The sequence below is a fragment of the Escherichia sp. E4736 genome, assembly GCF_005781225.1.
Classification (GTDB): Bacteria; Pseudomonadota; Gammaproteobacteria; order Enterobacterales; family Enterobacteriaceae; genus Escherichia.
The window spans coordinates 62933-78426 of record NZ_VATT01000001.1 but is presented as its reverse complement, the minus strand read 5'-3'; the positions used below and the strand labels follow the sequence as shown (position 1 = coordinate 78426).

Genomic DNA, 15494 nt, shown 5'->3' with positions numbered 1-15494 from the left:
AGCAACCGTTTACGTTCACTAAAACTCTTTAATGACATGCTCGTGGGATGCCAGTTTTCACAAGGAGGGGACGTTACAAGATGGAAATGCGGGGGCAATCACATAATCGGGGTTAAACCGAGAAAATGAGAATAAAAATAGACAATGAAATTATCTTTAATTTTCTCATATTGATATTTCATTAATCATTCTGGCATGTCGCACTCTCGTATTTAATACTTTTTATCCGGATGGCATTTTTTTGAACGGCGATGTTTAAATATTGAAAACGGCACAGATTGAGGGGCGATAATTTGATATCGCTCACAAAATTATAATTAAAACTGACTCGTTTCCTCATATATGCCCGTTTATTGCATTGCGACATTTGAGAAGACATAACTCATCAAATGAAAGGGATGCAAATGAACAAGTTTATCGCTGCTGATGCTGCGGAATGTATAGGCTGTCATGCCTGTGAAATTGCCTGTGCGGTGGCTCATAATCAAGAAAACTGGCCGCAGAGTCATGGTGATTTTCGACCCCGTATCCACGTTGTTGGGAAAGGCCAGACTGCAAATCCAGTGGCTTGCCATCATTGCAACAATGCCCCCTGTGTTACGGCTTGCCCTGTAAATGCTCTGACTTTCCAGCCCGATAGCGTACAACTGGACGAACAAAAATGCATTGGTTGTAAAAGATGCGCAATCGCTTGCCCCTTTGGGGTAATTGAGATGGTCGATGCTATTGCGCAGAAATGTGACCTTTGTAACCAGCGCAATTCCGGAGCGCAAGCCTGTATTGAAGTCTGCCCAACCCAGGCGTTGCGGCTGATGGATGAGAGCGGCTTGCAGCAGATGAAAACGCTGCGACAGCGCAGGACGGCGGAGGGAAAAGCATCGGAAAAACCACAATCATCGCGTCGCGAGGCATTGCTCCCTGTCACTCCACGCAAAGGGGCGGATAAAGTTACAGCAAGCGAGCGGAAGACCCACTTTGGCGAAATTTATTGCAGCCTTGATCAAAAACAAGCAGCGTATGAAAGCGACCGTTGTGTCTATTGCGCCGAAAAAGCCAACTGTAACTGGCATTGCCCGCTGCATAACGCTATCCCTGATTACGTCCGCCTGGTGCAGGAAGGGAAGATTATTGAAGCGGCAGAACTCTGCCACCAGACCAGTTCATTACCGGAAATTTGCGGTAGGGTGTGTCCGCAGGACCGGCTTTGTGAAGGCGCATGTACTTTAAAAGATCACTCTGGCGCAGTCTCTATCGGTAATCTGGAACGCTATATTACTGATACTGCGCTGGCGATGGGCTGGCGTCCTGATGTCAGCCAGGTTGTTCCCCGCATAGAAAAAGTGGCGGTGATTGGCGCAGGACCCGCGGGGCTGGGATGTGCCGACATTCTGGCGAGGGCGGGTGTTCATGTTGATGTCTTTGATCGCCATCCAGAAATTGGCGGTATGCTGACTTTTGGCATTCCTCCGTTCAAGCTCGATAAAATGGTATTAAGCCAGCGGCGGGAGATATTCACCGCAATGGGAATCGACTTTCATCTCAATTGTGAAATTGGCCGCGATATCTCTTTCAACGAATTAACGGCGGAATATGATGCTGTTTTCCTCGGCGTGGGGACTTACGGCATGATGCGTGCAGATCTGCCGCATGAAGATGCGCCGGGCGTCATTCAGGCGCTCCCGTTCCTGACTGCCCATACCCGCCAGCTTATGGGACTGCCGGAGTCTGAAGAGTATCCGCTGACGGATGTTGAAGGTAAACGCGTCGTGGTTTTGGGTGGCGGCGATACGACAATGGATTGTTTGCGTACTTCCATCCGCCTCAATGCTGCCAGTGTGACCTGCGCGTATCGCCGTGATGAAGTCAGTATGCCCGGTTCGCGTAAAGAGGTAGTCAACGCGCGCGAGGAAGGCGTTGAGTTTCAGTTCAATGTTCAGCCGCAATATATTGCTTGTGACGATGATGGGCGTTTAACTGCGGTGGGCCTGATTCGTACCGCAATGGGCGAGCCGGGACCAGATGGGCGCCGTCGTCCACGTCCGGTGGCGGGCTCTGAGTTTGAACTGCCCGCCGATGTTCTGATTATGGCGTTTGGTTTTCAGGCACATGCAATGCCGTGGTTACAGGGGAGTGGAATAAAACTCGATAAATGGGGACTGATTAAAACCGGTGACGCGGGATATTTCGCTACTCAGACGCATCTGAAAAAGGTCTTTGCCGGGGGGGACGCGGTTCATGGTGCGGATCTCGTTGTCACTGCAATGGCGGCAGGACGGCAGGCGGCGCGCGATATGTTAACTATGTTTGATACGAAGGCATCGTGATGAAATCGTTAATTATCGTTAATCCGGCTGACTGTATTGGCTGTCGCACTTGTGAAGTAGCCTGTGTTGTCGCCCATCCGTCAGAGCAGACTTTAAATGCCAGCTTCTTTTTGCCTCGCTTAAAGGTGCAGCGTTTGGATCGAATTAGTGCTCCGGTGATGTGTCACCAGTGCGAAAATGCGCCTTGCGTTGGGGCCTGCCCCGTGCAGGCGCTGACGATGGGTGAGCAGGTGGTGCAGGCAAATTCTGCCCGTTGTATCGGCTGCCAGAGTTGCGTCAGCGCGTGTCCGTTTGGGATGATCACAATTCAAATGTTGCCGGGAAATGTTCGGCCAGAAATCGTGAAATGTGACCTTTGCGAACAGCGGGAAGAGGGACCGGCTTGCGTTGCATCTTGCCCGACGCAGGCGTTGCAGTTGTTAACCGAAGGAGAACTCAGGCGAGTCCGCCAGCAGCGTATTGCTGCCAGCGGCAAGAATCCACTCTGACAAAACTCCGCGCGGTATGGCGCGGAGGTTCTTCTAGATAGCCCAGCCACCCGCGTAAAACGCGACCAGGGCGACAGTTATGATGACAGTACCAATATTGAGTTTGTTCCATTCGCGAGCAAAAACACGACCCACTACGAGAGTTACAAAGCCCAGCATAATGCCGGTGACGATATTACAGGTCAGGACGATAAAGACAGCGCAAACCAGGCCCGCCATCGCATCAATAAAGTCATTGAAGTCCAGTTTTGAGACGTTACTTAGCATCAGCAGACCCACGTACATCAGTGCGGGAGCTGTGGCATAACCGGGGATCAGAAACGATAACGGTGATAAAAACAGAATCAACAGGAACAGTAAGCCAACAATCGTCGCTGTCAGACCTGTTTTGCCACCCGCAGCTGTTCCTGCAGCAGATTCGATATAGACCGCCGCAGGCGCAGCGCCCACCAGCCCAGAAAATATCGAGCTGACGGAATCGCTGGTCAGGGCTTTACCACCGTTGATTATCTGGTTGTCTTTATCCAGGAGATTCGCCTGACCGGCTACTGCGCGGATGGTGCCGGTGGCATCAAATACGGCGGTCATCACCAGTGCCAGTACACTCGGGAGAACGGTTGGCTGGAGTGCACCCATAATGTCGAGGCTGAAAATTAGCGACTTACCATCTTCTCCTGTCAGGCTCGGCATCGCCACCAGACCGTGGTATTCCACCGCGGGGTCAAAGATTAAGCCGATTATCGAGATGGCGATAATTACCAGTAAGATCCCTCCTGGTACGCGGCACTTCTCCAGACCAAAAATTACCGCTAATCCCAGCAAGCTCATCATCACAGGGAAAGAGGTAAATGCCCCGAGCGCTACCGGTAAACCTTCAATCGGGTTTTTGATAACCATACCAACGCCGTTAGCTGCAATCAGCAGCAGGAACAGGCCGATACCAATGCCTGTTCCGTGGGCGATACCCATCGGTAAATTGCGTAAGATCCAGGTTCGTATACCGGTTACCGAGATGGCGGTGAAGATGAGGCCCATCAGGAAGACCGCGCCCAGCGCGACGGGAACGCTAATTTGTTGCCCGAGTACCAGACTGAATGCGGTAAATGCCGTCAAGGAGATGGCGCAGCCGATCGCCATTGGCAAATTGGCCCACAGCCCCATTAGCAGCGAACCGAAGCCCGCGACCAGACAAGTAGCAACAAAGACTGCAGCAGGGGGAAAACCAGCTTTGCCCAACATGCCGGGAACCACGATTACAGAATAAACCATGGCCAGAAAGGTGGTTAAGCCTGCCAGTACTTCCTGGCGAACGGTACTGCCACGAGCGGTTATTTTAAAATAACTATCCAGCGCGCCCTGTGGCTTTGGTGCGACCGGTGTTTGTAGGATGTCTCCAGACATAATGATGTCCTCACGAGGATGTTAAGGTTTTATTATTAGTTGCGTTCGTACACCAGACGACCATCAACGTAGGTGCGGTAGATCGAACGGTCATCGCCCAACGTCATCATCACGAACAATTTGTCGACTAAAGAAACAGAGTTGTCATAGCGCAGCTGCTGTAGTGGTGTGGCAGTGGGTTCCATCACCACGAAATCAGCCTCTTTGCCAGGTAAAAAGTTGCCAATCAAATCGTCAAGGCCCAGAGATTTCGCTCCGCCGAGCGTGGCCAGGTAAAACGCTTCATATGCCGAGAGGCGATAGCCTTGTAATTGCAACACTTTGTAGGCTTCGTTAAGCGTTTGCAGCATGTTGAAGGTGGTTCCGGCACCAATGTCAGTTCCCATGCCCACTTTGACTTTTTTCTTCCAGGCTTTTTGTAGGTTGAATAGACCACTGCCCAGGTAGAGGTTTGAAGTTGGGCAGAAAGCGATGCTGGATTTGGTTTCGCTAAGACGATCCCACTCTTTTTCTTCGAGATGGACGCAGTGAGCAAAGACGCAGTTTTTCCCTGTCAGGCCGTACTGGTGGTAAACATCCAGATAACCATCATGTTCAGGATAGAGTGATTTCACCCAGGCAATTTCATCTTTGTTTTCACAGAGATGGGTATGTACCCACGTATCTGGATACTCTTCTTTCAGGCGTTGCGCCATCGCCATCTGTTCAGGTGAAGATGTTGGGGCGAAGCGTGGCGTAATCGCATACAACAGACGACCATTTTTGTGCCAGCGTTCGATCAGTTCTTTGCTTTGGTGATAGCTGCTTTCGGCAGTATCGAGCAGATAATCCGGTGCGTTGCGGTCCATCATCACCTTACCGGCAATCATGCGCATATTGATATGACTGGCGGCTTCAAACAGCGCATCAACGGATTGCGGATGGACGGTACCAAACACCAGCGCCATGGTGGTTCCGTTACGTAAAAGCTGCTTGATGAAGAACGCCGACATTTCGCGGGCGTACTCTAAATCCTCATAACGGCGCTCAGTAGGGAAGGTGTGTTTATTCAGCCATTCCAGTAACTGCTCACCATAGGCACCGACCATTTCACTCTGCGGATAATGGATATGCGTATCGACAAAGCCCGGTACAATCAATTTGCCGCGATAATCACGGACGCGAATGGTGTCCGGGATTTGATGCTTGCCCTGTTCCCATTCACCAAACCATTCCACTTTCCCCTGTTTAATGAGTAATAAACCATCCTCAATAAATCGCAGCGCAGAAGCGATCTCTTCTGGATTATCGACAGTACGGGTGACATCAATAAAACTGCCTCGTACTGCTTTTAACGTGTGTTCCCCTGACATCATTGACTCCTTTACTGTTAATCCATCTCTTCCGCAGAGGTAATACCCGGCAGAACGTTTTCCTGTCGGTAGCCACCAGGGAGGATAATATTTAATAAAATCGCAGTTAGGCCTCCGGCACAAATAGGATTTTCAACTAATACATATATTGAGGCGGGCAATATTTTAAAAATTTCGGGGTCATAAGAAACACCAAGTCCTAAACCTAAAGAAGTGGCGACAATAAGTGTTTCACGGCGCTTTAATCCGTTGGTAATAATGATGCGGATACCCGCAATGGCAATCATGGAAAACATCAACGTCATTGCACCACCCAGAACTGCCGAGGGAATAGTGGTGAAGAAGCCGCCGATCATCGGAAATAATCCAAGGATAACCAGCATTACCGCAATGGTGCGCCCGATATAACGTGAAGCGACGCCAGTCATCTGTATTACGCCATTATTTTGTGCAAAAGTGGTTAATGGTAATGAACCGACGGCGGAGGCGATAACCGAAACCAGACCATCTGCCAGCACGCCGCCTTTCAGGCGTGACTGATATTCTTCTCCCTGGATAGGGCGGCGGGAAACCATTGCTGTGGCGGTGATATCCCCTACCGCTTCCAGCACACTAAGCAGATAAATGGTGCCGACCACCAGGAACTGATGGAGGTTGAAATTAAATCCGTATTTGAAAGGATGGGGAATAGTAATGAGGGGGAGATTGCGTAAACTGCTGAAGTCCACCATGCCAAGGCATAATGAAACCGCATAACCCACGCACAGACCAATGGCGATTCCGCCCATACGTAGTAGCGGACTGCGACAACAGTTAAAGCCAATAACCACAATCAGCACCAGTAAACCAACGCCAAGGTGCTCGTAGTTGCCGAACGTGCCACTGCTCTTGGCGGCAAAACCACCGCCAAAATCAATAATGCCAACTTTAATCAGGCTTAAGCCGATCATCAGTACAACAATACCACTGACAGTGGGAGTAATTACTCTGCGTAAATAAGGAAGAATAAAAGAGGCTCCGACCACCAGAAAGGCACCAACGAAGGAGACGCCGAGGAGCGACGACATGATTAACTCTTCATGAAAACCGTCGCTTTTCATGCTGCTACCCAGCGCAATCATGACTGTCACAAATGAAAAATTGACTGACTGAATAGAGAGTAAACCTGAACCTATAATTCCATAGCGATTTACCTGCAACCAGGTACCAATACCAGAAGCGATCATCGCCATAGAAACCAGGTAGGCAGTGGTTTCTGCGGAAAGTTGTAAGGCCGCCCCCACAATTAGCGCGGGTGTTACCATTGGGACGAAAATTGCCAATAGATGAGTAATGGCACCAACGATAGCCTGATGAAAAGGAGGGCGATCCTCCAGTTCAAATATAAGGTCAGAACCTGCATGGTTTATATCAGACATCCCTTCACTCCTTTATAAAGTAAATTTGATCATCTGAATCAGTAAAATAAATTCCCACGAATTTGGGGCGCAGGACGCCTTGAGAACGGCTTATCTCATTTTCGCAGTTACTAATTAGTTATCTTTAATACAAGGGAAACTGGCCGCCGAAGCGGCCATTTATTATTTATATTTTTTTCAGTGCGGTGAGTATTTTCTCCGGTGTGAAATGCCATTCGCGTAACCAAATGCCGCAAGCATCGTGAATTGCGGTAGCAATTGCCGGTGCTGCACCGTTCACGCCGATCTCCGAGATTGATTTCGCCCCGAATGGGCCGACTTTATCGTCACTCGGCACCAGCACAGCGCGGAAATCACGCGGAATGTCGCCAATTTTTGGCGCGCCATAGCTGCGTAAATCACGCGTTAATGGGTGTCCTTTGGCGTCATAAATGATCTCTTCGCTCATGCTGTGGCCGATAGCTCGGAGGGTAGCGCCGTAGATCTGCCCCAACGCTAACTCCGGGTTGACCGGAGTACCGCAATCCAGCAAGGCGTAGAATTTATCCAGGCGGATTTCACCGGTACGTGTATTGACGGCCACTTCAGCGAAGTTTGCCCCATACGGGAAGGCGAAATCAGGCGTGATGTAACTGGCTGTTCCCACCAATGAACCAAAGCCAGTACCAGTTTCGCCTTTATGGGCAATATCCCCGAAACTGACTTCGCCTTTCTTGCCGCGAACGACACCCGGCGTTGCCAGTTGAACATCTTCCAGTGGCTCACCCAACATTTGCGCGCCGTGGAAAAGGATTTTGTCGCGTAGATTTTCCGCTGCCATACGTGCGGCGTTGCCTGAGAAGCAAGTGCCGGACGAGGCATACGCGCCTTTATCAAACAACGCATGATCGGTATCACCGGAGATAACATGCACGTCCTGCGGTGGACAATGCAGCACTTCGGCCGTCAGTTTAGTGACTACAGTATCCAGACCCGTACCGATGTCAGCACCACCAGAATGGACGATAAATGTACCGTCTGATTCCAGTTTGATCATGCAGTTAGCCTGATCGATATCAGGGATACCTGATTTCTGCATAATAATGGCGACGCCACGACCCACGCACCAGTCACCTTCCTGCGCTTTAGGTGAAGACCATTGGATCATCTCACGCCCCTGACGCAGGATCTCTTCCAGTGCGCAGCTGGCAGCAGAAGGAACGGAGGTTGGCGCTTTACCTTCACCAATTGCGCCGAGAATCTTCAGCTCTTGCCCTTCGTGTACCCGGTTACGTTCGATAATTTCCAGCTGGTCGATCTGCAACTGTTCAGCCAGTTCCGCTAATGCCATAGTAATAGCGAAGTTACCTTTCGGTGCGCCATAACCCTGATAAGCACCATTTGGGCAGATGTTGCTGTAGTAGGTGGTGACCTGGAAATCGACGTTATCGCACGGATATAACGGCAGTGATAGCGCCGGTCCGTTACACGGTACGGTGAGTGAGTGGTTGCCGTAAGGGCCTGTGTTGGCGCGGAAATCCATCTTCACTGCCGTCAGGCGACCATCTTTTTTGGCCCCCAGTTTGACGGTGACTTTCGCGACGTGACGAGAGGTGTTAGCAATAAACTCTTCTTCACGGGTGTAGCGGAACAGTACCGGACGCCCGGTCACGCAGGTTGCCCAGGCGCACACTTCTTCCAGCAGGATGTCCTGTTTAGACCCAAAACCGCCGCCTACGCGTTCTTTAATGACATGAACTTTATGCTGTTTCATGCCCACGAGACGCGCAACCTGGCGACGCAGGTGCCACGGTACTTGAGTGGACGCGTGGATAACCAGACGATCGCCGTCCATGCGGGTAAAGCAGATGTGTGTTTCAGTCGGGCACTGTTGTGCCTGAGTTGAATTATAGGTTCGTTCAATGATCACATCGGCGTCGGCAAAGCCTTTGTCCATATCACCAATATGACCATGAATACTGGCGGCGATATTTTTGCGAGGGCGAGAACCGATAGGGAAGTTGATGATCATATGCTCGCCGCGCTGGGCTGCATGGCTGTTATCGTCTTCCAGAGTATCTGGCGCACCAGCAACATACACCACCGGTTCATCGTGTACGACAGGCGCATCTTCCGCCATTGCCTCGTCAATCGACATTACTGGCTTAAGCACCTCATATTCAACGTCGATGAGCTTCAGTGCTTCGAGCGCAATTTCTTCATTTTCAGCTACGACCGCAGCCACGCGATCGCCGACGTGGCGCATTTTCTTGCCGAACATACGGCGGTCAAGCGGTGACGGTTCCGGTGCGCTCTGACCACCAGGTGTGTAGTAGATATCCGGGCAATTCAGGTGAGTAATAACGTGAACAACGCCCGGTAAAGCCTCGGCTTTACTGACATCCAGATGGGTAATCAGTGCGTGAGCGTGTGGGCTACGTAACATTTTAATGACGCAGGCGTCAGCGGTTACGCGGTCTTCAACATAGCAGGGTTTCGCCTGCACCATTTTGGCAGCGTCGGTTTTCGGGTAATGTTTACCAATAACTTCAAGGTCATCGCGGAAAGTTGGGGCGATATCAATCGTAGCCTGTGGGTTATTTTTACGTGCAACCGCCAGTTCAATGACCTGGTAGTATTGCTGCCAGCCAGCATCGCGGCTGAACAGACCAGAAAGCGCGTCGTCGATCTCTTCGCGGGTTGGTGTGGCGATGCGATCGAGAAGATCGGTGATAATCAGAGCCGCAGCCGGATCGTTATAACCGGACTGCACCACGCCGACATCAACCATTGCCTGTTGAACCAGACTTAATTCATTCCATTTGCCTAAGGATTCAGTGGTGAGAATGTCTGCGTTTTCTAACTGTGCTGCTATCAACAGGGAGGCGTTAAGGATATTACCGTTAAAAAGAATCGCGTCAGAACCGGCAAAACCGAAGCCATCATCACTGTTGCGCACAGAGTGCATACCCATGCCAAACAACAGCTTTTGCACGTTCTCACCAGGATTGGCCTTTAGCTCCTGGGGCGCGCCATTTAAAGTAAAGTGGATATTCATACGGCTTCCTCCCCAGCCTGTTGGCAGTCGGCATACAGGTCGGCTACCAGAACTCCCGTGATATAGCGTTTATAGGCCACGCTGCCCCGCAAATCTTCCTGCGGGAAAATGGCGTTGGCGACAGCCTGTTCAAGTGCATAGCCTTCCAAATTTTGTTTTTCGACATCGTGAAGACGCAGTGCTTTACTGGTGACGCCATCCAGCGCAATTCGCATACCGTCGTGGTCGGTTAACGCTACGGCTGCTGTCACTACCGTTAATCCAGCCTGGGAACGGCTAATTTTGCGAGTCGCACAGGTGCGGTACGGATCTTTAATGATGATTTCGGTTAGCAGGCGATCGCATGGGCAGGCCAGGTACTCTTCGATTGACAGTGTTTCACCATTGCCAAAAACCAGTTCAGCATCCAGAGCCAGCAGAACGGGAAGCAACACCGATTCTTCCTGCTGGGCGGCGATTTCGCCACCAATAGTCGACTGATTACGAACATGGCGAGAGTAAACAAAACCGAGTGCTTCGCGCAGTGCCGCAGGAATAAAGCGCGCATCACGCAGTGGCTGTAAGCGAGACATTGCACCAATACGCAGTGCGCCGTTATCCCAGTCAACCCAGTCCAGTTCCAGATCCTGTAAGGAAATGGCAATCTTTTTATCGGTGCGGGTTGGCGTGGCGTTGAGTTTGCTGCCGCCGGCAAACCAGACGGCTTCATCCTGGTAGCGGCGCTTCAGTTCCAGCGCCTGTTCGACAGAGTCGGGCCTGAAAAATTGTTCAATCATCTTCTTTCCTTATTTAACCCTCTTCCCTGAAGGAAGAGGGTTTTTGTCATTTATGCCAATGCATCCATACGACGCCACATACTGGCAGCGGCTTTTCTGGCTTGCGCATAAATGGAATCGCAATCGAAGTTAAACTGACGATCTTCATAGACCATCACTCCGTTGACCATCACGCTGTGAACGCTGCCTGACCCCATACCAAAGGCGATATGTCCGGCGATATTGTCTGCCAGCAGCGGCGTCGGCGAGTTGTAATCGCAAATGGTTAAATCTGCTTTATAACCGGCTTCCAGGAGGCCAAATTTCGCGCCAAAGTTGCGGCTTATCAGTTCGTTGCCGTTAGTCAGGGCTTTGGCAAAACTGTCTGGCCATAGCGGACCACCCGCATCGCGATGTTTAAAGAAGGCGAATTTCATCTCTTCAAACATATCTGAACCAATGCCGTCGGTTCCCAACGCCAGATTGCGAATATCGCTAAGGTGATGGTTGTAGCCGACGTGGTTGTTCATGTTGGAACGAGCGTTATGCACCAGGAACGCATCGCGCTGATTGAGCAGAGCAATATCTTCTTTTGACAAATATAGACCGTGAGCAACCAGCGTTTTACTGTCGATGAGATCGTATTCTGCCAGCCGTACCAGCAGGTCTTTGCCGTACCAGTGGTGACTGTGAGAAACGTCGTAAAGGTCTTCAGCGGCATGAATGTGTAAACCACGCCCGGTAGCTTTCACTGCTTCGCGCAGCATTTCCAGTCCAGCATCCGGCACGGTAAACGGGGCGTGAGCGCCGATATGCGCTTCTACCAGATACGGCTCGGTTGCTGCTTTCTTCGCATCATCAATCTGACGGGCGAAGCGGATATTTTCTTCTACCCCTTCCTGTAACTCTTTAATGCCGTTGTTACGGTCAGTGGTTTCAAAACAGGTCATCGCGCGCAGGCCAACTTTTAAAAATGCGTTGCGCAGCGTTGAGAGCGACCCGCCGATATACGCCGGAGAAGCATGGTGATCGATAACCGATGTACATCCGCTTTTGATTGCTTCCAGTGAACAAATCAGTCCGCTGTAGTAGAGAGATTCTTCATCAAGGGCGCGATCGAGCCGCCACCACAGGTTTTTCAGCGTCGAGATGAAGTCCGGGCAGGGGGCGATGTTTGCCATAATTCCGCGGGAAAGCCCCGAGTAAAAATGGTTGTGCGAGCAGACAATCCCCGGCATTACAATCCGACCATGCATCTCTTTGTAGTTGGCTTCAGGGTAGCGGTGTGTCAGGGCGTTGCCGATAGCGATAATCACATCATTTTCGATGGCGATATCGACGCCTTCCTGCACTTTCGCCGGGTGTAGCTGTACTGCGGTGACATTCTTCAGAATCAACATGATTACACCTCCACGCGGCCCAGCAGATAATGATGATGCTGGTGGACATGGCTAATGATGCGGCACATATCGTTCAGCTCCGGCGGTACGTTGTTGAACTGGCCTTCGCTGTCGATGTTTAACACCCAGCTTTGGTTATTCAGACGCACGCGTACTCGGCAATCTTCCACCAGGAAGCCTGGGTTGCTGCTGTTATCAAAATCTTGCGACAGGCTAAAGACGGTGATTTTGTCTTTGTACGGTTTACCGTTCCACGGGCAGAACTGGGCGCAGTTGCCGCATTCGTTGCAGTAGGCGTCCAGGTGCAGTGTCTGGAAACGGTTCTGGAATCCAGGGACCGCAATTGACACGTTGGCGCGGTTCGGGCAGACATCCACACACTTGCTGCAAACGTAGTTACATTCAAGGCAACGTGCGGCTTCCTGAGCGACAAACGCGTCACGATCATCGCTGTTCACCAGGGTGACAGAGATATCGCCTTTGCGTTGGTAGATTTCCGTCGGGTTGACGTTGTTCCAGTATTTATCGCTTTGGTGTGAACGGATATTTTCCCGGCTAAGAATGGCATCCGATGCCCGACGAGCTGTGCCGACAGCTGCGACAATGGAGGACGGTCCGCGCTGTACGTCACCGATCATAAAGACATTAGTCAGGCGGGTTTCACCGTTATGGTCGACGTCTGGCCAGCCGTTGTTGTCCAGCGGCACGCCCATCGTATTCAGGGCTTCAGTATCCTGTTGTTCGCCAATGGCGGTAATCAAACTGTCTACGTGCAGTGTTACCGTTTCGTTGGTTTCTACCGGGCGGCGACGACCTTTCTCATCAGGTTCGCCAAGTGACATGACGCGCAACGTTAAGGTGCCATCAGCATCGAAACGTTCAGGATTGTTCAGGAAACGGAACTCCACGCCATCGTGCAGTGCTTCTTCATACTCTTCGCGCCATGCAGGCATCTCTTGTAATGAACGACGGTAAACGACGGTTGCTTTTTCAACGCCAGGCACGCGTAATGCCGCACGGGCGCAGTCCATTGCGGTGTTACCCGCCCCGACAACCACCACATGTTTACCCAGCTTGAGCGCAGTACCCTTGTTGTACTCGCGCAGGAAGGGGAGAGATTTCCAGACATTCTGGTTGTCGCCCGCCAGTTTCACACCGCTATTTTTATCAGTACCTGTGGCAATCAGAACGTAGTGGAAGCCCTGATTTTTTAACTGTTCGACAGTCAGGTCCGGCGAGCAACCGTACTCAAATTTCACGCCGTGATCGGCAACAAAATCGATATCGTGCTGAATTAACTCAGCCGGGATACGGAACTGAGGAATGATATTTTTCACCACGCCGCCCGCGTTAGCTTCGCGTTCAAACAGCGTGACCGGATGACCTGCTCTGGCAAGGAAGTAACCTGCAGCCAGGCCCGCCGGACCGGCGCCAATTACAGCAACCGGATGACGAGAACCAGAACCGGCTGGTTTGTGCCAGCGTTGCTTATATTCATCCCAGCCTTTTTCCAGGGCGACTTTTTTCAGTTCGCGGATATTCAACGCACTGTCGTAATCCAGACGAGTACAGTTGTACTGGCACTGGTGATCGCAAATATGGCCGGTAATCGCGGGCAGGGCGTTGCGTTGGTAGATAAGTTCCAGCGCGTCGGCATAGCGATGTTCGCCCAGCAGGCGAATATATTCCGGAATATCCTGTTTGATGGCACAAGCAGTAACACAGGGGGCAACGTAGCAGTCGGTCAGTGGCAGGTCTTCTGCCACTTCAATACGCTCTTCTGGCTTCCAGTGTTTCTGGGTGTATTCCATAGTTAGCGCATCTGCTGCCAGCCTGTTTAGCCGTTCGACGTCAACACGGTTAAGCTCCCAGGCGTCTGACCCTTCCAGTTCGCGCATGCAAGCGCTTAAGCGCAGATAGCCACCAGGTTTCAGCAGGTCAGTTGCCATGGTTATCGGGCGAATACCGGTATCGAAAATATCGCGGATAGTTAACTGGCTGGCGCCACCGGAATAAGAGATAGGCAGTTTGCCGTCAAAGGCGCGGGAAAGAACTGCAGCGACATTGATGGAGAGCGGGAACAGCGCACGCCCGGACATATACATCTCTTCGCCAGGCAGTGCGCCTTTATTGTTGATGGTGCCGAGGGTGTTAGTCAGTTTGACGCCAAAGCCGAGCGATTTTTCTTTCGCCAGCGCCATCAGGCGTTCCAGCATTTCCAGCGCCTGGGTTAGCTTGAGATCGTGATCAAATGACTCTTCTTTTAAGCCAATGTAATCGAAACCACAGCTATCGAGAATCTCGCGCACTCGCGCGTAACCCAATAAAGTCGGGTTGAGTTTCACGAAGGTATTGAGCTCTTTTTCTTCCAGCATGTAACGGCAAATGGCTTCGATTTCATGTGGAGGGCAGCCGTGCATCGTGGAGAGGGTAACGCCTTGTACCATGCTGGTGGGGATACGTGCCGATAAGGCCTGCAAGCTTTCACGTTTTTCCTGCAAACCGTGGCGGGCTAAAAATGCGTCATCCTGGAGTAGTTTATGAAGCGTATCGCGGTATTGTGCGAACTTCGGATGTGCAGACGCGTCCATCATATTATCGATGAACTGCTGCATGGGTGGTTGTTTAATGCCTTCGAGGTTGTAACCGACGCTCATATTAAAGATGAATGATTTACCGGACTCGGACGGCTGGAACATAGCTTCGAGAAGATGCAGGGCGAACCAGGCTTTGAGGTATTCATCCCACGCTTTAAGCAGGGTAAATTCGGTGGACCATTCGGTGTTAAAACACTCGTCTTCGGCGTCGATACAGGGCTTTTCCAGCTCCAGACGATCGAGGATTTGTACTGTTTTAAGTTCGATGAAGCGTCCGCCAGTCAGCCAGGAAGTGACGATGTTTTGTGCGAGTTGCGTGTGCGGACCTGCGGCGGGGCCGACTGGTGTCGCACAGGTTTCACCGAAAACACTGACAGATTTACCTTTTGCGGGTGAGTAAAACTGTTGCTCGGGAATACCAAAGATTGAGCGTTGTTGTTGGTATTCATCAAATATGCGCGTCAAAAGTTCCTCAAACGGAATGGGACGCATAATATCCCCCATAACCCTCTCCTTAGCTTACACAGATATCATTGAGTGACCGGTATTGAGAAATCCGGTGGTTTAGGGGGATAGAGCAACAATCACACCACTCTTGCCATGTTCGCCAGGAAATATAAAAAAATGTGAAGCGCCTCGAAACTTAAGGGGCTTTTGTGAATGATCTCACAGGAGTTAAATGAGAATTAAAATCACTCCTTGGTATTATTGTTGTCATGCGT

At 51.1% G+C, this 15494-nt stretch carries 9 protein-coding genes; 2 read left to right on the top strand and 7 right to left on the bottom strand.

Annotated features, from left to right (window positions below; translation table 11 throughout):
* Window positions 1-404: 404 nt before the first annotated feature.
* A complete protein-coding gene (gene ygfT, locus FEK46_RS00290; protein ID WP_135559251.1) occupies window positions 405-2324 on the top strand; it encodes a formate-dependent uric acid utilization protein YgfT in 1920 nt (639 codons plus the stop codon).
* On the top strand, window positions 2324-2812 hold the full coding sequence (locus FEK46_RS00285; protein WP_130259394.1) for a 4Fe-4S dicluster domain-containing protein: 489 nt from the start codon (window positions 2324-2326) through the stop codon (window positions 2810-2812). Before ygfT ends, FEK46_RS00285 begins: the two co-directional genes overlap by 1 nt.
* Window positions 2813-2845: 33 nt before the next feature.
* Here FEK46_RS00285 and ghxQ read toward each other — a convergent pair whose 3' ends face one another.
* The 7 genes from ghxQ to ygfK form a co-directional block, all read right to left on the bottom strand.
* The gene (gene ghxQ, locus FEK46_RS00280) at window positions 2846-4213 is read right to left on the bottom strand and encodes a guanine/hypoxanthine transporter GhxQ (RefSeq protein ID WP_130207810.1); all 1368 of its coding nucleotides are present in this window, start codon (window positions 4211-4213) and stop codon (window positions 2846-2848) included.
* A gap of 35 nt (window positions 4214-4248) precedes the next feature.
* Window positions 4249-5565 carry a guanine deaminase gene (gene guaD, locus FEK46_RS00275; protein ID WP_135559310.1) on the bottom strand — a complete coding sequence of 439 codons (1317 nt, stop codon included), beginning with the start codon at window positions 5563-5565 and terminating at the stop codon, window positions 4249-4251.
* Window positions 5566-5582: 17 nt separating this feature from the next.
* Complete coding sequence (gene xanQ, locus FEK46_RS00270; RefSeq protein ID WP_130259392.1) at window positions 5583-6983, bottom strand: xanthine/proton symporter XanQ; 1401 nt, start codon at window positions 6981-6983, stop codon at window positions 5583-5585.
* Window positions 6984-7149: 166 nt separating this feature from the next.
* Entirely contained in the window at window positions 7150-10020 is a 2871-nt protein-coding gene (locus tag FEK46_RS00265) for a molybdopterin-dependent oxidoreductase Mo/Fe-S-binding subunit (RefSeq protein WP_135559252.1), read from the bottom strand.
* Entirely contained in the window at window positions 10017-10796 is a 780-nt protein-coding gene (gene ygfM / locus FEK46_RS00260; protein WP_130259390.1) for a molybdopterin-dependent oxidoreductase FAD-binding subunit, read from the bottom strand. The genes FEK46_RS00265 and ygfM overlap by 4 nt, the downstream gene beginning before the upstream one ends.
* A gap of 50 nt (window positions 10797-10846) precedes the next feature.
* On the bottom strand, window positions 10847-12175 hold the full coding sequence (gene ssnA / locus FEK46_RS00255) for a putative aminohydrolase SsnA (protein ID WP_130207802.1): 1329 nt from the start codon (window positions 12173-12175) through the stop codon (window positions 10847-10849).
* A gap of 2 nt (window positions 12176-12177) precedes the next feature.
* Window positions 12178-15276 (bottom strand): putative selenate reductase subunit YgfK, encoded by a 3099-nt coding sequence (gene ygfK / locus FEK46_RS00250; protein ID WP_135559253.1) that lies wholly within the window; start codon window positions 15274-15276, stop codon window positions 12178-12180.
* Window positions 15277-15494 lie beyond the last annotated feature (218 nt).

What these genes read in the sequence shown, in the direction of transcription:
- ygfT (WP_135559251.1), top strand. Translation starts at nt 405, where the DNA reads ATGAACAAGTTTATCGCTGCTGATGCTGCGGAATGTATAGGCTGTCAT.
- FEK46_RS00285 (WP_130259394.1), top strand. Translation starts at nt 2,324, where the DNA reads ATGAAATCGTTAATTATCGTTAATCCGGCTGACTGTATTGGCTGTCGC.
- ghxQ (WP_130207810.1), bottom strand. Translation starts at nt 4,213, where the DNA reads ATGTCTGGAGACATCCTACAAACACCGGTCGCACCAAAGCCACAGGGC.
- guaD (WP_135559310.1), bottom strand. Translation starts at nt 5,565, where the DNA reads ATGTCAGGGGAACACACGTTAAAAGCAGTACGAGGCAGTTTTATTGAT.
- xanQ (WP_130259392.1), bottom strand. Translation starts at nt 6,983, where the DNA reads ATGTCTGATATAAACCATGCAGGTTCTGACCTTATATTTGAACTGGAG.
- FEK46_RS00265 (WP_135559252.1), bottom strand. Translation starts at nt 10,020, where the DNA reads ATGAATATCCACTTTACTTTAAATGGCGCGCCCCAGGAGCTAAAGGCC.
- ygfM (WP_130259390.1), bottom strand. Translation starts at nt 10,796, where the DNA reads ATGATTGAACAATTTTTCAGGCCCGACTCTGTCGAACAGGCGCTGGAA.
- ssnA (WP_130207802.1), bottom strand. Translation starts at nt 12,175, where the DNA reads ATGTTGATTCTGAAGAATGTCACCGCAGTACAGCTACACCCGGCGAAA.
- ygfK (WP_135559253.1), bottom strand. Translation starts at nt 15,276, where the DNA reads ATGGGGGATATTATGCGTCCCATTCCGTTTGAGGAACTTTTGACGCGC.